We start from the raw sequence: 17,290 nt of genomic DNA on the forward strand, positions 1-17,290 counted from the left end.
TAGTGCCGACCGGGGTGCCCGGGGACCGGTGGGGGCGGAACCGGCGTGCCGGGCGCGCTGTGCCCGGACGTGAGCGGCGTCATGATTGGATACCGTTCGCAGGAACACCGGTGGAGAGGGAGGGCCCGAAGATGGCCGAGGAGATCCGCGCCGAGATGGTGGCGAACGTCTGGAAGGTCGTCGCGTCGGCCGGGGACACCGTGTCCGAGGGCGACACGCTGGTGATCCTGGAGTCGATGAAGATGGAGATCCCGGTGATCGCCGAGTCCGACGGTGTGGTGCAGCAGATCGCGGTCAACGAGGGCGACGTCGTGCAGGACGGTGACCTGATCGCGGTGATCGGTTGAGCGGGCTGCTGGTCCGCCGCGCCGAGCCGGCGGACTTCCCGGCGGTGGCCCGCCTGACGGTCGCCGCGTACGAGGCCGACGGGCAGCTCAAGGGCGAGACCGGCTACGCCCCGGTGCTCGCCGACGTGGCCAGCCGGGCGGAGACCGGCGAGGTGCTGGTCGCCGCCGACGAGGTCACCGGCGAGGTGGTGGGCGCCGTGACGTTCGTGCTGCCCGGCACCCCGTACGCCGAACTCGCCGGCCCGGGCGAGGCCGAGTTCCGCATGCTCGCCGTCGACCCCGCCGCTCAGGGCCGGGGCGCCGGGGCGGCCCTGGTCGGGGCCTGCGTGGCCCGTGCCACCGAGCTGGGCTGCTCGGCCGTGGTGATCTGCGTACGCAGCGGGCTGGCCCCCGTGGCGCGGCGGCTCTACGCGCGGCTGGGCTTCGTGCGGGCGCCGGAGAAGGACTGGACCCCGGTGCCCGGCGTCGAGCTGCTGGGCCTGCGCCTGGACCTGACGCCACCCGCCTGACCCCGCCGGCCCGCCACTGGCCGCCGACCCGGGTCAGGATTCGTCGGTGATCTTCGCGAGCAGCTCGTCGGCCACCTCGAGGGCGATCTTCTTGCGCTCGTCGTCGGTGATGCCCGGGGTGCGGACCGCGAACCAGCTGCTGTGCACGGCGAACAGGGTCAGCACGGCGCGCAGCTGGGCGGCCGGTGTGTCGTCGCCCCGGCTCAGCTCGTGTGCCAGCCGCATCATCCGTTCGCGCATCTGCTGCCCGGCGGCGAGGCTCTTGAGCACCGTCTGGTTCTGCTCGAAGAACCGCATGACCGTCGGCAGCTCACCGGCGAACATCGCGTCCGCGTACCGCCCGATCAGCTCGCGCCGGGTCGCCAGCGTGGCGGGCTGCGTGCCGGCCCACTCGATCAGCTCGTCCATCCGGCGCAGCCGGTCGTCGACGAAGCTGCTGACGATCTCGTCCTTGCTCTTGAAGTGGTAGTAGAGGGCGGCCTTGGTCACGTTCAGCCGCTCGGCGATCTCCCGGAGCGAGGTCTTCTCGTACCCCTGCTCGGTGAAGAGCTCCAGCGCGACGGCCTGAATACGCTCCCGCGTGCCGCCTGTGCTCTCCCTCACCCGTACCACCCAATTCGCTTGACGGTTCCTGGTGTCCAACTTACCGTCCGGCTAGTAAGGTAGCTAGCCGGACGGCAAGTAAGTTGGTCACAGATCTTCGGGGGAGCTTACCCATGAGTCAACCAGCCCAGGTGGCGGCGAGGCCCAACGTCCGGGTCGTGCTGTTCGGCCTGATGATCGCGATGATGCTCGCGATGCTCGACAACATGATCGTCAGCACCGCGCTGCCGCGGATCGTCTTCGAGTTCGGCGGGGCCGACCACTTCACCTGGGTGGTCACCGCGTACGTGCTGGGCACCACGGTCTCCACCCCGATCTGGGGCAAGCTCGGTGACCTCTACGGCCGCAAGACGGTCTTCCTGACCTCGGTGGTCGTCTTCCTGGTCGGCTCCGCGCTCTGCGGCATGTCCGGCTCGGGCTTCTTCGGCGGGGCCGACACCGGGATGATCGAGCTGATCGCGTTCCGGGCGGTCCAGGGCCTCGGCGCCGGCGGCCTCATGGTCGGCGTCATGGCGATCATCGGTGACCTGGTGCCGCCCCGCGAGCGGGGCCGCTACCAGGGCATGATCGCCGGCATCATGGCCATCGCCATGGTGGCCGGCCCGCTGGTCGGCGGGTTCATCACCGACAACCTCTCCTGGCGCTGGGCGTTCTACGTCAACCTGCCGCTCGGCGGCGTGGCCCTGCTGGTCCTCGCCACCACCATGCACCTGCCGAAGTACCGCACCGAGCACAAGATCGACTGGCTGGGCGCCGCGCTGCTCTCCGTCGGCATCACCGCGATCGTGCTGGTCACCACCTGGGGCGGCAACCAGTACGACTGGGTCTCGCCGCAGATCCTCGGCCTCGCCGCGCTCGCTCTGGTCGCCCTGGTGGCCTTCGGTCTCGTCGAGCGGCGCGCCCCCGAGCCGATCCTGCCGCTGGGCCTGTTCGCCAACCGGAACTTCGCCCTCATCTCGGTGATCGGCTTCCTGCTCGGCTTCGCCATGTTCGGCGCCATGAACTTCCTGCCCCTCTACCAGCAGACCGTGCAGGGCGCCTCGGCCACCAACAGCGGCCTCCTGCTGCTCCCGCTGATGTTCGGCATGCTGGTGGTCTCGCTGGTGGTCGGCCGGGCCATCACGAAGACCGGGCGCTACCGGGCCTTCCCGATCGCCGGCGGCGTGGTGATGACCGCCGGCATGGGCCTGCTGACCCAGCTCGACCTGGGCACCAGCAAGACCGTCTCCTCGCTCTACATGGTGGTGCTCGGCGTCGGCATGGGCTTCCTCATGCAGACCTCGATGCTGATCGCGCAGAACAGCGTGGAGCAGAAGGACCTGGGCGCGGCGAGCGGCGCGGCCACCTTCTTCCGGTCGATCGGCGGCTCGTTCGGCGTCTCGCTCTTCGGCGCGATCTTCGCCAACCGGCTGGCCGACTCCGCCGCCGGCCCGGCCTTCGCGGGCGGGGGCGGCGGCGAGGGCGGCGCCATGAACCTCGACAAGCTCAAGGAGCTTTCCGGCCCGGTGCGGGAGGTCGTGCTCGGCGGGCTCTCCGACGCCATCTCGCACGTCTTCTTCTGGGCGGTCTTCTTCACCGTGGCGGTCCCGGTGCTCGCCTGGTTCATCAAGGAGGTCCCGCTGCGCTCGGCGAACGACGCCCCGCCGGCGGACGCCACCCCGGAGGACCAGGCCGAGGCCGCCCTCGGCAAGGCCCCCGTCGCCTGAACCATCCGTCGCGGCCACGCCGTACCCGGTGACGGGTACGGCGTGGCCGCGCCGTTTTCCGTCAGCGGCGGAAGAGGGCCGTGAGGCGGTGCCAGAGGCGGCGCAGGGGGCCGGCCGGAGCGTCCGGTGCCGGGCCGGCGATCAGCGTGCCGGCCAGGGCCCTGGTGGGCGGGTCGAGGTCCGGGGTGGCCAGCGCCAGGTGGGCCAGCGAGACGGCGATCGGCACCCGGCGCTCGCGTGCCACGGCCGCCACGTCGGCGAGCCGCTCGGCCACCGCCCGGGCCACGTCCGGGCGTACGGCGGGGTCCACCCAGGCGGCGGTGACCAGGGCGAACAGCGCCGCCTCGGTGATCCAGTCCTCCACGCCCCAGACCAGTTCCAGCAGCACCCGGCGCCGGGTGGACTCCGCCCACGGCTCGTCGGTGCGGTGGTGCAGCAGGCCGAGGCAGGCCCAGACCTGCACGCAGCGCACCCAGAGCGACGGGTCCTGCCCGGCGAGCACCCGCCCCAGCGCGGTGGCCGGTGCGGCCGGTGGGTGCACCAGCAGGGCGAGCAGGTCGGAAAGGTCCAGTGTGGCCAGTGCCACCGCGGCGTCGTACGCGGCCGGCGGGTGCGGCCAGGCCGGGTGCGCGAGCTGGCGGATCCGCTCCGCCGCCTCGGCCGAGGGGGTGGGCAGCGTGGGCGCGGCCACCGTGCCGTCCCAGCGCCAGAGCTGGCAGGTGGTGGCCCGGCGGGGTTCGCGCGGGTCCGGGTCGGCCACGGCGGCCACCTCGACGGCCAGCCCCGGCGCGGCCGCCGCCGCGGTCCGCATGGCGCTCGGCGGTTCCAGCCCGTCGAGGCGTACGGCGACCGGGGCGCCGCCCTCGGCGGCGAGCGCCTGGCGCAGCGCCTCCAGCACCGGCCCGCCGGCCGGCGTCACCTGGCCGAGCCAGGGGCGCCCACGGCAGGACTCGGCCAGGTCGCCGTGCTCGTGGGTGTCGTCGGGATGGTCGCGGACGAAGTCGGCGAGGGCGACCAGGTGGGCCACGTCCCCGTCGCGCTGGAAGCGCAGCCGGTGCGCGGTGTGCACGGCGCAGTCGAAGGTCGGGTCCTTGACCAGGGCCCGGTCGATCCAGCCCAGCGCCTCGTCGAGCCGGCCGTTGTCGGCCAGGGTGCCGGCGATGTCGGCGTAGACCGCCAGGTCGTCGGGGTCGAGGGCGACGGCCCGTTCGAGGGCGGCGAGCGCGTCCCGGGTCCGGCCGGCGCTGCGGTACGCGTAACCGAGCCACACCTCGCCGAGTTTGGTGGGCTGTGCGCGTACCCCTCGGGAGGCCCAGGTGACGGCGAGGGCGACCTCGCCGAGGCGCCGGGCCAGCGCGGACGCCGCGCCCAGCAGCAGCGGGTGGGCGGGGTGCACGGTGACCGCGTTGCGGGCCAGGGTGAGGTACGGGCGCAGCGGGTCGCGCAGCCGGCGCGGGACCGGGTCGGGCGCGGCCGCGCAGATCTGCATGAGGATCCGGGCGGTGCGCTCGGGGTCGAGCCGTTCGGGCAGATCGGGCGCGGTCACCCAGGGCACGGCGGCCCACTGCGCGGCGGGGGCGTAGCCGGTGGCCGCGGCCAGCAGGTCGAGCCCCTCGGCGGGGCGACCGGCGGCGGCGAGCAGGTGGGCGCGGGCCACCACCGCGCCGACGAAGGCGTGCTGGCCGAGCGGGAAGAGGTCCAGGTCGCCGCCACCGGCCGCGGCGAGCCGGGCGAGCGTCTCGTGGACCTCGGGCAGCGTGGGCGCCTGGACGAGTGCGGCGGCGACGTGGTCGGCGGCGTGCCGGAGGTCCCCCTCGGCCAGCGCCAGCCGGGCCAGCGCGAGTTCCTCCTCCGCGGAGAGCGCGGGGTCGTCCTCGGGCACGTCGTCCTCTCGGTGGTCGGTCCGCCAGCCGGGCAAGCCTAGGGGATCATGCGACCGGATGGTGATCCACTGCGCACTACTGTTCGTTCCGTTGCTCGTTACCGCCGAAAGGTGCAAGACTGAGCACCGAACGCGCGGCAATCGCGCAGGAGGGGGTCTTTCGTGACGCGTCCAGGGGCCGGGATGGCCGCCGACATCGACGAGCAGCCGGCCGGCTACGACCGCCTGCTCTCCGCCGAGCACGCCGGGGCGATCGCCCGGGTCGCGGCGGTGATCGCCGAGCGTCGGCCCCGCCACGTGGTCTTCACCGCCCGGGGCACCTCCGACCACGCGGCGCTCTACGCGGCCTACCTCACCGAGATCCGGCTCGGCCTGCCCGCCGGGCTCGCCTCGCCCAGCGCCATCACGGTCTTCGGCGCCCGGCCGGACCTCTCCGACGCCCTGGTGGTCGGGGTCAGCCAGAGCGGCGGCTCGCCCGACCTGGCCGAGGTGCTGCGGGTGGCCCGGGAGTCCGGCGCGCTCACCCTGGCCGTCACCAACAACCCCGACTCGCGGCTGGTGGGCACGGCTGAGCTGAGCGTGGACATCGCCGCCGGCCACGAGCGGGCCGTCGCCGCCACCAAGACCTACACGGCCGAGCTGCTCGCGCTGCTCATGCTCGTCGAGGGGGTACGCGCCGGCGACGGCGTGCTCCCCGCCGAGGAGCGGGCCTGCCTGGCCCGGCTGCCCGAGCTGGCCGAGCGCACCCTGTCCGACGCCACCCCGGCCCAGCTCGCCCCGCGCTACCGGTTCGCCGCCCAGCTCGTCACCACCGGCCGGGGCTACGCGTACCCGACGGCCCGGGAGGCGGCGCTGAAGCTGATGGAGACCTCCTACCTGCCGGCGCTCGCCTTCTCCGGCGCCGACCTGCTGCACGGCCCGCTCGCCATGACCGACCCGGACGTGCCGGTGCTCGCCGTGGTCGGCTCCGGCCCCGGCGGGCGGTCGATGCGCGAGGTGCTGCCCCGGCTCGGCGAGCGCCGCGCCGACGTCGTGGTGGTCGGCTCCGCCGACGTCGAGGCGACCGCCCGGATGGCCGTGCCCGAGGTCGACGAGCGGTACGCCCCGCTGCTCGACATCCTGCCGCTGCAGCGGCTCGCCCTGGCCCTGGCCCTGGCCCGGGGCGAGGACCCGGACGCCCCGCGCGGGTTGAAGAAGGTCACGGCGACGATGTGAGGCCCGGCGTGGCACGCTGGTCAGCGTGTCCACCCTCCGTGACCTCGCCGAGGAGCACACCTCGCTCCGGCCGGCCGACATCGACCACCTGCACCGGATCGCCGGCGACTGGCAGCTCCTCTCCGACCTGTCCTTCGCCGACCTGCTGCTCTGGGTGCCGGTCGACGGCGACGGCACGTTCCTCTGCGTGGCCCAGGTCCGCCCGACGACCGCGCCGACCGCGTACCTCGACGACCAGGTCGGCCGGATCGTCGGCGGGCCCGAGGTGGCGCACCTGGAGGTCGCCCACCGGCAGGGCCGGATCTGGCGGGAGGGCGACCCGGTCTGGTACGGCGACGTGCCGGCCCGGCACGAGGCCATCCCGGTGCGGCTGCGCACCGCCGACGGGGAGTCCGGCGAGGTCGTGGCGGTGGTCGGCCGGGACACCAACCTCTCCACCGCGCGCACGCCCAGCCAGCTCGAACTGAACTACCTGACCACCGCCGACGACCTGGCCCAGATGATCGCCGACGGCACCTTCCCGCCGCACCGCCACCCGGGCGAGACCACCTCGGCGCCCCGGGTCGGCGACGGCCTGGTCCGGCTCGACGCCAACGGGAAGGTCACCTACGCCAGCCCCAATGCGCAGTCCGCGTACCGCCGGCTGGGTTATGCCTCCCACCTGGTGGGGGAGGACCTGGCCAAGCTGCACCGCCGGCTCGCCAGCGATCCCCTGGAGGGCACCGACGCCGGCAACGCCGTGCTGGCCGCGCTGCGCGGTGAGGCGCCGCCCCGGCGGGAGATCGACGCCCGGGGCGCCACCATGCTCACCCGGGCCCTGCCGCTGATGCCCGCGGGCGTGCCGATCGGCGCGCTGGTCCTGGTCCGCGACATCACCGAGGTACGCCGCCGCGACCGCGCCCTGATCACCAAGGACGCCACCATCCGGGAGATCCACCACCGGGTGAAGAACAACCTTCAGACCGTCGCCGCGCTGCTCCGCCTCCAGGCCCGCCGGGTGGCCATGCCCGAGGCCCGGGTCGCCCTGGAGGAGTCGGTACGCCGGGTCGCCTCCATCGCGCTGGTCCACGAGACGCTCTCCATGTCCAGCGACGAGGCGGTCGAGTTCGACGGCATCGTCGACCGGGTCGCCAGCGCGGCCACCGAGGTGGCGGCCACCGAGGTGTCCGTCGGCATGCGCCGCCAGGGCAGCTTCGGCGTGCTCCCCGCCGAGATCGCCACCTCCCTGGTGATGGTCCTCAACGAGCTGCTGCTCAACGCCGTCGAGCACGGCTTCCCGCCGGCCGGCGAGGAGGGCGCGCCCGGCCCCGAGGGCGCGCCGGAGCCGGCCGTGGTGGTCACCGCGCACCGGTTCCGCAAGCAGTTGCACGTCTCGGTGGCCGACAACGGCCGGGGCCTGCCCGAGCAGTTCGACGCCGAGAAGGGCGGCAACCTCGGCCTCCAGATCGTCCGGGCCCTGGTCACCGGCGAGCTGCGCGGCACCATCGAGCTGCGCAACGGCGCCGAGGGCGGCACCGAGGCCATGCTGGTCGTCCCCCTGGCCCGGGGCACCGCCGACCGCCTGGCCGGCTGACCGCGTCCCGGTCCTCGGCCTCGGGCACGTCAAGCGACCTGCCGCGTCACCGGCGCGGATCACCGGGTGAGGAGGGCGACCGTGAGGCCCGGGCGGGGCCACACCTGGCGCACCGTGAAGGCGTCGCGCAGGGCGTCGCCCTTGGCGCCGGGCACCGCCGCCAGCGGGTCGGCACGCCGGCCCGTGACCACCAGCCAGACCCGGTCCACGCCGGCCAGGCACTCCGCCGGGCGGTCGCACTCGGCGGCCCAGAGGTCCGCGCGCTGCCGCTGGTCGCGTACCACCAGCACGTCGCGCGGTCGCCGCGCCCCCACGTGGTACGCCAGGCCCAGATCGGGGAAGAGCCAGCTGTCCCGGGGCGAGTAGACGATCGCGTCGCCCGGCTGCTCGCGGTCGGCGACGATCCGGGCCACGCCCGCGTAGTCCACCGGGGCGGTCCGCGGCCACTCGTGGGTGCGCCGCAGCGCCGCCTGGTCGGGCAGCCCGAGCAGGCCGGCCAGGGTCACCACGGCCAGCGCCGGCCCCAGGCGTACGCCGGCCAGCGCCGCCCCGGCCAGCAGGCAGGCGAACGGCACCGTGAAGACCAGGTACCGGGTCACCCAGAGCGGCACCGCCGTGCCGGCGGCGAAGAGCAGCAGCACCGGCAGCAGCACGGCGGTCCCCGGCAGCAGCGCCCGCCGGCCGAGCCATCCCGCGCCGAGCGCGGCGAGACCGACGAGCAGGCCGCCCACCACCCCGCTCTGCGCCAGCCCGCCGGGCAGCGCGGCCAGGTCGTCGACGCGGACCAGGCGTACCCAGTCGAGCTGGCGGCCGCGCTGCCCCCCGGCCGCCAGCACCAGCGGGGCGACCAGCACGGCCGCCGGCAGCAGCGCCACCAGCCACCGCCAGAGCAGGCCGCGGCCCGTCGCGCCGGCTGGCGGGGCCGCCTCCCGTCCTCCGGCGCCGCCCGGGGCCGGGTCGGGTGCGTCGGGCCAGGGCTCCACGCCGGCCGCCGGCCGGCCCCGCGCGGCCGCCAGCACCACCACGAGGGCGTGCGCGGCGAGCAGGGTGAAGGCGATCAGGTGGAGCAGGCCGAGCGCGGCCACGGCGACGGCGTACCCGGCCCAGCGCCGCCAGGTGGGCCGGCGCAGCGCCCCGACCAGCAGCAGCGTGGCGAGCACGGCGAGCAGGGTGGCCAGCGCGTACGGGCGGGCCTCCTGGCCGTACCGGGAGGTGCCCGGCAGCACGGCGAGGAGCAGCCCGGCGAGCAGCCCGGCCCGGGGACCGGCCAGCCGGTCGCCCAGCCGGGCGGTGAGCGCGGCGGCCCCGGCCATGGCCAGCGCGGACGGCAGCCGCAGCGCGGTCGGCGAGGTCCCGGCCAGCGCGGTCCAGCCGTGCATGAGCAGGTAGTACGGCCCGGTCGCGGCGTCGATGGTGCCGGCCAGCCGGACCAGGTCGGGGACCGGGCGGGTGGCGGCGCTCCAGGTCGCCAGCTCGTCCCGCCACGGCTGCGCGTGCCCGATCCCGGCGAGCGTGACCACCAGGGTGACCAGCGCCGGCAGCACCCAGACCAGCCATCCCCGCCGGTCGCGGGACCGTGCGGGTTCGGCGGGCGGGGTCACATTCCGCAGCGTCACACGGCGGCGGTGCCCGGCGGGCCGGTCCGCCGATTTGTCTCCACCCCTCCCGGGGCCGGTGCGGCGGATTCGATCAACGAGGTCGATGCCGCACGGCTGCCCGTGATGTGGGATCACACACTCGGTCATTGGCCGGTCATCCACGGCTGTGGGAGCATGTGGCCTATGACCGCCGCTGTCATCCGCCGCTTCGTGGCTCGCCGCCACGTCGATTACGGCCGCGTCCGCAGCGCGATCTGTCCGGCCAACTGACGACGCCCGACCCATCCGTCTCGGGCGCGTTCCGCGCCGGCCGTCATCGACATCGCCGTCCTCGGCCCTCACCCAGGGCCGGCCGCCGCGTCCGCGCTTCCAGGCACAGCAGACAACGGAGGACGCCGCGATGGCGGTCAGCAGCACCACCACGACCCGGCCCGACACCCCGGCGCCCGCCGCCCGGGCCCCGCGCCGGCCACGTGGCGAGGGGCAGTGGGCGCTCGGGCACCGCGAGCCGCTCAACGCCAACGAGCGCATCAAGAAGGACGACGACCCGCTGAACGTGCGGGCCCGGATCGAGAACATCTACGCGCACCGGGGCTTCGCCTCGATCGACCCGCAGGACCTGCGCGGCCGGTTCCGCTGGTGGGGTCTCTACACGCAGCGCAAGGCGGGCATCGACGGCGGGCGCACGGCCGTGCTGGAGCCGCACGAGCTGGAGGACGAGTTCTTCATGCTCCGGGTGCGGGTGGACGGCGGTGAGCTCACCCTGGCCCAGCTCCGGGTCGTCGCGGACATCTCGCGGGAGTTCGCCCGCGACACCGCCGACATCACCGACCGGCAGAACATCCAGTACCACTGGATCCGGGTCGAGGACATGCCGGAGATCTGGCGCCGGTTGGAGTCGGTCGGCCTGCAGACCACGGAGGCGTGCGGCGACTGCCCCCGGGTCGTGCTGGGCAGCCCGGTCGCCGGGGTGGCCCGGGACGAGGTGCTCGACCCGACGCCGGCGGTCGACGAGATCGTCCGCCGGTACGTCGGCGACAAGGCGTACTCCAACCTGCCCCGCAAGTTCAAGACCTCGATCTCCTGGCTGGTCGACACCCCGTACGAGGCGAACGACATCGCCTTCCTCGGCGTCGAGCACCCCGACCACGGTCCCGGCTTCGACGTCTGGGTGGGCGGCGGACTGTCCACCAACCCGATGCTGGCCAAGCGCCTCGGCGTCTGGGTGCCGCTGGCCGAGGTGCCGGACGTCTGGGCCGGGGTGGTCGGCATCTTCCGCGACTACGGCTACCGCCGGCTGCGCAACCGGGCGCGGCTGAAGTTCCTGGTCGCCGACTGGGGCGTGGCGAAGTTCCGCGAGGTGCTGGAGAAGGAGTACCTGGGCCGGGCGCTGCTCGACGGCCCGGCCGCGGCGCTGCCGGCGAAGCCGGTCGACCACATCGGCGTGCACCCGCAGCGTGACGGCGCCAACTACGTGGGCGCCGCCCCGGTGGTGGGCCGGGTCTCCGGCACCCAGCTCGCCCGGCTCGCCGACGTGGCCGATGCGCACGGCAGCGGCCGGGTGCGGCTCACCCCGTACCAGAAGCTGCTGGTGCTGGACGTGGCGCCGGAGCGGACCGACTCGCTGGTGGCGGAGCTGCGCGGGATCGGCCTGGAGGCCCGGCCGTCGGCCTGGCGGCGCGGCACCATGGCCTGCACGGGCATCGAGTTCTGCAAGCTCGCCATCGTCGAGACCAAGCGGCGCGGCGAGGAGCTGGTGGCGCGGCTGGAGGAGCGGCTGCGCGACTTCGACGCGGACATCTCCATCCACCTCAACGGCTGCCCGAACGCCTGCGCCCGCACCCAGGTCGCCGACATCGGCCTCAAGGGTCAGCTCGTGGTGGGCCCGGACGGCCGGCAGGTGGAGGGCTTCCAGGTGCACCTCGGCGGCGGCCTGGGCATGGCCGCGGGGCAGACCGCCGGCTTCGGCCGCAAGCTGCGCGGCCTGAAGACCACCGCCGAGGAGCTTCCGGAGTACGTGGAACGCCTGGCCCGCCGCTACCTGGCCGGCCGGACCGAGGGCGAGAGCTTCGCCAACTGGGTGATCAGGGTCGACGAGGAGGAATTGCGATGAGCGATGCCCGATCTGCGCCTCTCTACTGCCCGTACTGCGGGGAGGAGGACCTGCGGCCGCACGAGGCCGGGCACGGCGCCTGGGAGTGCCACGCCTGCGCCCGGGTCTTCACCGTCAGGTTCACCGGCCTGCTGAGCCGGGCGGTGACCCGATGAGCGCCCTGCCCTCCGCCGCCGGCCTGGGCCTGGTCGGGATCGGCGGGCCGGCCCCGGCCGACCCGGCCCGGCGCGACCCGGAGGAGCTGCGCGCGCTGGCCGAGCGGGCCGGCCGGGAGCTGGAGGGCGCGCCCGCGCTGGAGATCGCCCGCTGGGCCGCCGAGACCTTCGGGGACCGGTTCTGCGTGACCAGCTCGATGGCCGACGGGGTGCTGGCCCACCTGGTCTCCCGGGTCGCACCCGGGGTCGACGTGGTCTTCCTGGACACCGGCCTGCACTTCCCGGAGACGCTCAAGGTCCGCGACGAGGTGGCCCGGCGGCTGCCGGTGACCGTGCGCTCGATCCGCCCCCGGATGACCGTGGGCCAGCAGGACGGCCAGTACGGCCCCCGGCTGTTCAGCAAGTCCCCGGACGACTGCTGCCAGCTGCGCAAGGTCGAGCCGCTGGAGCGGGCGCTGACCGGGTACGACGCCTGGGCCGCCGGGCTGCGCCGGGACGAGTCCCCGACCCGGGCCAACACCCCCGTGGTGGCCTTCGACGCCCGGCGCGGCAAGGTCAAGGTCAACCCGATCGCGGCCTGGAGCCAGCGGGACGTGGACGCCTACATCGCCCGCTACGACATCCCGGTGAACGAGCTGTTCGCCCGGGGCTACGGCTCGATCGGCTGCTGGCCCTGCACCCGCCGCACCCGGGCGGGGGAGGACCCGCGGGCGGGCCGCTGGGCCATGTTCGAGAAGACCGAGTGCGGCCTGCACACCTGACCGGCGAGCCGCCGGTGGTGCTGGTCGCGCACGGCAGTCGGGATCCGCGAGCGGCCGCGGCGACCCGGGCGCTGGCCCGGGCCGTGGCGGCCGCCCGCCCCGGCGTCCCGGTGCTGCCGAGCTGGCTGGACCACACCGACCCCGGTCCCGCCGCCGTGCTGCGGGACCTGGCCGCCGCGGGTCACCCCCGGGCGGTGCTGGTGCCGTTGCTGCTGACCGCCGCGTACCACCGGAAGGTCGACGTCCCGGCGGCGGTGGCGGCGGCCCGCGCGGACGGCACCGCCATCGACGTACGGGTGACGGACGTGCTGGGGCCGGCGGACGGGATGGTGGACGCCCGGCTGCTGGCCGGGCTGCGCCGCCGGCTGGCCGAGGCGGAGCCGGGCGGCTTCGACGCCGTGGTGCTGGCCGCGGCGGGCACCCGGGATCCCCGGGCGCGGGGCTCGGTGGGGCGGGTGGCCGCGGCGCTCGGCGCCGAGCTGGGCGTGCCCTGCCGGGTGTCGTACGCCTCGGCGGCGCCCCCGGGCGCCGGTGTCGCGGTGTCCCGACTGCGCGCGGCGGGCGCGCGCCGGGTGGCGGTGGCCGCCTACTTCCTGGCCCCGGGCCTGTTCCACGACGCGGTCCGGGCGACGGCGGAACGGGCCGGTGCCGTGGCGGTCGCCGACCCGCTGACCGACCTGCCCGAACTCGCCGACCTGGTGCTGCGGCGGGTCGATGCCGTGCCGGTCGGGAGCCCGGTGTGACGCGCGTCGCCTTCATGATCAACCAGGCCGGCGTCGGGGTAGCCGGGTGTCATGGGCCCGGACAGCAGAACGCCCCGGCCGGAATCCGGCCGGGGCGTGCAGCGTGCGTGCGAATCAGGCGGAGTGAGCGCGCAGCACCCGGAGACCACCGCGGCGCTTGACCGCGCGGCGCTCCTCCTCGCTCATCCCGCCCCAGACGCCGGCGTCCTGACCGGACTCCAGCGCCCACTGGAGGCAGTGGTCGGTCACCGGGCAGCGCCGGCAGACGGCCTTGGCCTGCTCCACCTGCAGGAGGGCCGGGCCGGACGTCCCGATCGGGAAGAACAGCTCCGGGTCCTCGTCGCGGCAGACGGCATCGTGGCGCCAGTCCATGGCGGCAACACTCCTCATTCTTAAGTGGGTGGCCAGATAACGCTTCGTTGCTATTCCTATATGCATCCGCATTGCCGATCGGTGACGGTCAGCATCCATCAATTCGGCTCTGCGTGAGCAAGCTTGCGGGCCCGTGGACCTGCTGGAACAGCTCAACCTGCCGAGCATATCCAGGCAATGTCCCGGTAACACGTCTTCGCTTGTGAATACTTTCACGAACTGTCGTGATGTCAAGGGTGACGCTCGGAAAAACTCCGAACAGTGAGCGGGCTCACCACCCTTTTGTCCGGGTTTCAGAGCGCTCTGGTTACCCGGCGTGCCACAGTCGAGGATCAATATAGTACGGTCTGCGTGACGTTGCTGACATTTCCGGCACCTTCCCTCGGTGTGGCGGACACCGCCGGGGGCGGTGAGGGGTCCGCGTCAACCGACGGGAGTACCCGAGACCTAGCAGATTACTCTCAGTGCCGCGGGCACGGATGCGAATCTGACTTTTTCCCGCTCGCCGAGGTAGTCGCCGTCCAGTTGGAAGGCCAGCGGACGGGCCGAGAGCAGGGTGAACTCCGCCACGTCGTGCAGCCGGAGCACCTGCCGGCCGTGCGGGTCGGGCTGTCGCGAGAAGAACTGGGTCACCGTGCGTGCCGTGCTGGCCACCTTCAGCTGTCGCATGGCGAGCACGTCCAGGCCGAGGTCGAACGAGGCCTCCGGGTTCGGGTTGATCTCCCGGTCGCCCAGGTACGTCCACGGCGCGGTGTTCTGGATGATGACCGTGCCCAGGTCGGTCTCGGCGGCCTCACCGGGGCGCTCCAGCGTGATCGCCGGATGCCGGCGGTCGGAGGCGAGGAAGTACTGGCTCACCGTGGAGCGGAAGTAGAGCGCCGGGGTGGACACCCGGCCCCGCTTGCGGGCCTGCTCGACCCGCTGGATGACGGCCGCGTCGATGCCGAAGCCCGCGCAGAAGGTGAAGTAGCGGTCGTCCGCCCGGCCCAGCCCGATGGTCCGGGACCGGCCCAGCCGCAGCCCCTCCAGGATCATGCTGGTGCCGTCCGGCCACTCCCGCGGCAGGCCGAGGGCGCGGGCGAAGACGTTTGTCGAGCCGCCCGGGACGGTGGCCAGCGCCGGCAGCCGCTCCGCCGGGGTCTGCCCGGTGCGGAACGTCGGCGGCTCGGCGGCCATCAGGCCGTTCACCACCTCGTTGACCGTGCCGTCGCCGCCGAGCGTGACCACCAGGTCGACGCCCTCCTGGGCGGCCTCCCGCGCCAGGTCCATGGCGTGACCCCGCCGGCGGGTGTACCGCACCGACAGGTCGACTTCGCTGCGCAGCGCCCGGACCAGCACGTCCCGGCTGCGTTCGCTGGTGGTGGTGGCCTTCGGATTGACCACCAGGACGGCCCGCATGGGCGGCACTGTACCGCGACTACCCACGGGTATCGTGTCGCGCGTGACGATCGACTCCGGCCCGGTCCCCGGCACGCTCCGCTGGGCGGTGCTCCTGCTGCGCGCCGAGGCGGTGGCGCTCGGCCTGGTCGCGGCGTGGCTGATCTGGTCCGACCTGACGGCGCGTACCACCGACCTGACCTCGGCGCTGCTCGTCACCGCGTTCGCGGTCGGCGGGGCGGTCGCGCTCTGGGCGCTCGGCGGCGCGCTGGCCCGCCGCCGGTCCGGCGCCCGGGCACCGGCCATCGTGCTCCAGCTCATGCTGCTGCCGGTCGGCTGGTACATGATCCAGGGCGGGCTGGGCTGGCTGGGGGTGCCGCTCATGGCGCTCGGCCTCGGCGTCACCGGCCTGCTGGTGAGCACCCCGACCAACCGCGCGCTCGGCTTCGAGTGAGGCCGCGCCGACGCGCCGGAACGGTCAGTAGCCGGAGGCGCGGCGGGTGAGCAGGGAGATGGTGGCCCGGCCGTCGGCGGCCCGGGCGCTCGCCGAGGTGGTCAGCGCGGTGAGCACCTTCCAGGCGAAGGACGACTCCGAGGGAAGCGTGGCGCCCCGCACGGTCGGCACGGTCACCTCGACGGTGAGCGCGTCCTCGGTGACCGCGAAGCGGCACTCCAGCTCGGCGTCGCGGGTGGCGATGGCGAGCAGCATGGCGCACGCCTCGTCGACCGCGATACGCAGGTCCTCGATCTCGTCGAGGGCGAACTGGAGCCGGGCCGCCAGACCGGCGGTGGCGGTGCGCAGCACGCCCAGGTAGCCGCCGTCGGCGGGCACCGTGAGGTGCACGACGTCGTCGTCCGTCGTGGGCTGGCCGGTCAGTTGAGTCACGCCTCATCCCCCCGGTGCGGGACTCTACCCGGTCAGGCGTCCGGCTGTGTGGGGGCGGCCGGCACCTGCGCGGCGAGCTCGTGCAGCGCCTTCCCGGCCAGCCGGTACGGCACCCACTCGTCCATGGGGGTGGCCCCGATGGCGGCGTAGAAGCGGGCGGCCGGATTCCAGTTGATCATCCACCAGTCGAGCCGCCGGTAGCCGCGTTCGACGCAGATCGCCGCGAGGGTGGCGAGCAGCAGCCGGCCCGCGCCGGTGCCGCGGGCGGCCGGCCGGACGTACAGGTCCTCCAGGTAGATGCCGTGCACGCCCTCCCAGGTGGAGAAGTTCAGGAACCAGAGGGCGAAGCCGATCGGCTGGTCGGCGGCATCCACCGCGACGTGCCCGAACAGCGCCGGCGCCGGGCCGAAGAGGGCGGCGGTGAGCTGCTCCTCGGTGAGGTGGCACTGCTCGGGGGCGCGCTCGTAGTCGGCGAGTTCGTGCACCATCGCGACGACGGCCGGCACGTCCTCGGGACGCGCCGGCCGGATCGTCGGTGCCTGGGCGGGCAGGCTCACGCCTGCTTGGTCTCCCAGAAGATCTTCGAGATCTCGTCGATCTTCGAGAGCAGCTCGTCGGCCTTGGCGGGGTCGGTGGCGCCCTTGGCGCCGGCCGCGCCGGCCAGCTTGGTGGTCTCGTTGAACAGCTGGTGCAGGTGCGGGTACTTCTCGAAGTGCTGCGGCTTGAAGTAGTCGGTCCAGAGCACCCACAGGTGGTGCTTGACCAGCTCGGCCCGCTGCTCCTTGATGATGATCGCCCGGGTACGGAACTCCGGGTCGGTGTTCGACTGGTACTTCTCGCAGATCATTTTGACCGACTCGGCCTCGATCCGGGCCTGCGCCGGGTCGTAGACGCCGCAGGGCAGGTCGCAGTGGGCGCTAGCGGTCACCCGGGGCGTGAGGATGCGAGGAAGGCGCATCAGGGTCCTCCATGGGATGTTTGCGATGATCCAAGACGACATTACTCCTGGAGATGCTCCCCGGCGGGCGGGAGGTGAAACCCCGGTGCGTGCCGCCGACGACCCGGCCGCGTCCGTGCTGCGCGGCCCGCTGTCGCCCGTCCTGGTCACCGGCCCGTCCATGGCCCCGACGCTGCGGCACGGCGACGCCGTGCTGGTGCGGACCGGGGGCCGCCCGGTCCGCCCCGGCGACGTGGTGGTGGCGGTCTTCCGCAGCCGCCCCGACCTGCTCGTGGTGAAGCGGGCGGTCCGTCCGCAGGACGGCGGCTGGTGGCTGCGCGGCGACAACGACCTGGTCACCGACGACTCCCGGGCGTACGGGGTGGCGGACGTGCGGGGCCGGGTGGTGGCCCGGTACTGGCCGCGTCCCGGGCGGGTCACCGGGCGGCCACGGTGGATATGACCCCGATCACATCCCGGTGCGGCGTGCCTGACTATGCTCGGAAAGTGCCC

At 74.1% G+C, this 17,290-nt stretch carries 19 protein-coding genes; 11 read left to right on the plus strand and 8 right to left on the minus strand.

Annotation, left to right across the window (positions count from 1 at the left end):
• Window positions 1–131 precede the first annotated feature (131 nt).
• Together IEY96_RS16220 and IEY96_RS16225 are read left to right on the plus strand one after the other, a co-directional pair.
• Window positions 132–347, plus strand: a complete 216-nt coding sequence (locus IEY96_RS16220) for a biotin/lipoyl-binding carrier protein (protein ID WP_089012714.1) — start codon at window positions 132–134, stop codon at window positions 345–347.
• Window positions 344–856: a GNAT family N-acetyltransferase gene (locus tag IEY96_RS16225; RefSeq protein ID WP_189195624.1), complete on the plus strand. Its 513-nt coding sequence runs from the start codon at window positions 344–346 to the stop codon at window positions 854–856. The genes IEY96_RS16220 and IEY96_RS16225 overlap by 4 nt, the downstream gene beginning before the upstream one ends.
• Before the next feature lie 33 nt (window positions 857–889).
• Here IEY96_RS16225 and IEY96_RS16230 read toward each other — a convergent pair whose 3' ends face one another.
• On the minus strand, window positions 890–1,459 hold the full coding sequence (locus IEY96_RS16230) for a TetR/AcrR family transcriptional regulator (protein ID WP_189195625.1): 570 nt from the start codon (window positions 1,457–1,459) through the stop codon (window positions 890–892).
• Between the two features lie 113 nt (window positions 1,460–1,572).
• On the opposite strand from IEY96_RS16230, the gene IEY96_RS16235 reads away from it, so the two are divergent.
• Window positions 1,573–3,165, plus strand: a complete 1,593-nt coding sequence (locus tag IEY96_RS16235; RefSeq protein WP_189195626.1) for an MDR family MFS transporter — start codon at window positions 1,573–1,575, stop codon at window positions 3,163–3,165.
• A gap of 61 nt (window positions 3,166–3,226) precedes the next feature.
• Here IEY96_RS16235 and IEY96_RS16240 read toward each other — a convergent pair whose 3' ends face one another.
• The gene (locus IEY96_RS16240) at window positions 3,227–5,047 is read right to left on the minus strand and encodes a tetratricopeptide repeat protein (protein ID WP_189195627.1); all 1,821 of its coding nucleotides are present in this window, start codon (window positions 5,045–5,047) and stop codon (window positions 3,227–3,229) included.
• Between the two features lie 183 nt (window positions 5,048–5,230).
• Between IEY96_RS16240 and IEY96_RS16245 the strand changes: the two genes are divergently transcribed.
• Together IEY96_RS16245 and IEY96_RS16250 are read left to right on the plus strand one after the other, a co-directional pair.
• Window positions 5,231–6,262 (plus strand): SIS domain-containing protein, encoded by a 1,032-nt coding sequence (locus tag IEY96_RS16245; protein ID WP_189195748.1) that lies wholly within the window; start codon window positions 5,231–5,233, stop codon window positions 6,260–6,262.
• A 25-nt stretch (window positions 6,263–6,287) separates the two neighbouring features.
• Window positions 6,288–7,835, plus strand: a complete 1,548-nt coding sequence (locus tag IEY96_RS16250) for a PAS domain-containing sensor histidine kinase (protein ID WP_189195628.1) — start codon at window positions 6,288–6,290, stop codon at window positions 7,833–7,835.
• A gap of 59 nt (window positions 7,836–7,894) precedes the next feature.
• Here IEY96_RS16250 and IEY96_RS16255 read toward each other — a convergent pair whose 3' ends face one another.
• Entirely contained in the window at window positions 7,895–9,580 is a 1,686-nt protein-coding gene (locus IEY96_RS16255) for a glycosyltransferase family 39 protein (RefSeq protein WP_189195629.1), read from the minus strand.
• Window positions 9,581–9,833: 253 nt separating this feature from the next.
• Here IEY96_RS16255 and IEY96_RS16260 point away from each other — a divergent pair, with 253 nt between their 5' ends.
• Genes IEY96_RS16260 through IEY96_RS16275 form a run of 4 tightly spaced genes read left to right on the plus strand, consistent with a single transcriptional unit; the run spans window position 9,834 to window position 13,205 of the window.
• A complete protein-coding gene (locus tag IEY96_RS16260; protein ID WP_189195630.1) occupies window positions 9,834–11,546 on the plus strand; it encodes a nitrite/sulfite reductase in 1,713 nt (570 codons plus the stop codon).
• Window positions 11,543–11,701: an IS1 family transposase gene (locus IEY96_RS16265; protein ID WP_146167879.1), complete on the plus strand. Its 159-nt coding sequence runs from the start codon at window positions 11,543–11,545 to the stop codon at window positions 11,699–11,701. The genes IEY96_RS16260 and IEY96_RS16265 overlap by 4 nt, the downstream gene beginning before the upstream one ends.
• Complete coding sequence (locus IEY96_RS16270; protein ID WP_189195631.1) at window positions 11,698–12,462, plus strand: phosphoadenylyl-sulfate reductase; 765 nt, start codon at window positions 11,698–11,700, stop codon at window positions 12,460–12,462. The genes IEY96_RS16265 and IEY96_RS16270 overlap by 4 nt, the downstream gene beginning before the upstream one ends.
• Window positions 12,444–13,205 carry a sirohydrochlorin chelatase gene (locus IEY96_RS16275; protein ID WP_229791616.1) on the plus strand — a complete coding sequence of 254 codons (762 nt, stop codon included), beginning with the start codon at window positions 12,444–12,446 and terminating at the stop codon, window positions 13,203–13,205. The genes IEY96_RS16270 and IEY96_RS16275 overlap by 19 nt, the downstream gene beginning before the upstream one ends.
• 114 nt (window positions 13,206–13,319) lie before the next feature.
• On the opposite strand, the gene IEY96_RS16280 is transcribed toward IEY96_RS16275, so the two are convergent.
• Together IEY96_RS16280 and IEY96_RS16285 are read right to left on the minus strand one after the other, a co-directional pair.
• Window positions 13,320–13,577, minus strand: coding sequence for a WhiB family transcriptional regulator (locus IEY96_RS16280; protein WP_088975879.1), 258 nt, complete (start codon window positions 13,575–13,577; stop codon window positions 13,320–13,322).
• A gap of 447 nt (window positions 13,578–14,024) precedes the next feature.
• A complete protein-coding gene (locus IEY96_RS16285; RefSeq protein ID WP_189195632.1) occupies window positions 14,025–14,975 on the minus strand; it encodes a diacylglycerol/lipid kinase family protein in 951 nt (316 codons plus the stop codon).
• 43 nt (window positions 14,976–15,018) lie between these two features.
• On the opposite strand from IEY96_RS16285, the gene IEY96_RS16290 reads away from it, so the two are divergent.
• Window positions 15,019–15,408, plus strand: coding sequence for a hypothetical protein (locus IEY96_RS16290; protein WP_189195633.1), 390 nt, complete (start codon window positions 15,019–15,021; stop codon window positions 15,406–15,408).
• 24 nt (window positions 15,409–15,432) lie between these two features.
• Here the strand turns inward: IEY96_RS16290 and IEY96_RS16295 are convergent, their stop codons facing one another.
• The 3 genes from IEY96_RS16295 to sodN form a co-directional block, all read right to left on the minus strand.
• On the minus strand, window positions 15,433–15,840 hold the full coding sequence (locus IEY96_RS16295) for an ATP-binding protein (RefSeq protein WP_107076638.1): 408 nt from the start codon (window positions 15,838–15,840) through the stop codon (window positions 15,433–15,435).
• Window positions 15,841–15,872: 32 nt separating this feature from the next.
• The gene (locus IEY96_RS16300; RefSeq protein WP_189195750.1) at window positions 15,873–16,328 is read right to left on the minus strand and encodes a GNAT family N-acetyltransferase; all 456 of its coding nucleotides are present in this window, start codon (window positions 16,326–16,328) and stop codon (window positions 15,873–15,875) included.
• A gap of 65 nt (window positions 16,329–16,393) precedes the next feature.
• Window positions 16,394–16,798, minus strand: a complete 405-nt coding sequence (gene sodN / locus IEY96_RS16305; protein WP_091318510.1) for a superoxide dismutase, Ni — start codon at window positions 16,796–16,798, stop codon at window positions 16,394–16,396.
• Between the two features lie 25 nt (window positions 16,799–16,823).
• On the opposite strand from sodN, the gene IEY96_RS16310 reads away from it, so the two are divergent.
• Window positions 16,824–17,240: a S24/S26 family peptidase gene (locus tag IEY96_RS16310; RefSeq protein ID WP_373293578.1), complete on the plus strand. Its 417-nt coding sequence runs from the start codon at window positions 16,824–16,826 to the stop codon at window positions 17,238–17,240.
• Window positions 17,241–17,290 lie beyond the last annotated feature (50 nt).

The sequence above is a fragment of the Micromonospora fulviviridis genome, assembly GCF_014648395.1.
GTDB lineage: Bacteria > Actinomycetota > Actinomycetes > Mycobacteriales > Micromonosporaceae > Micromonospora > Micromonospora fulviviridis.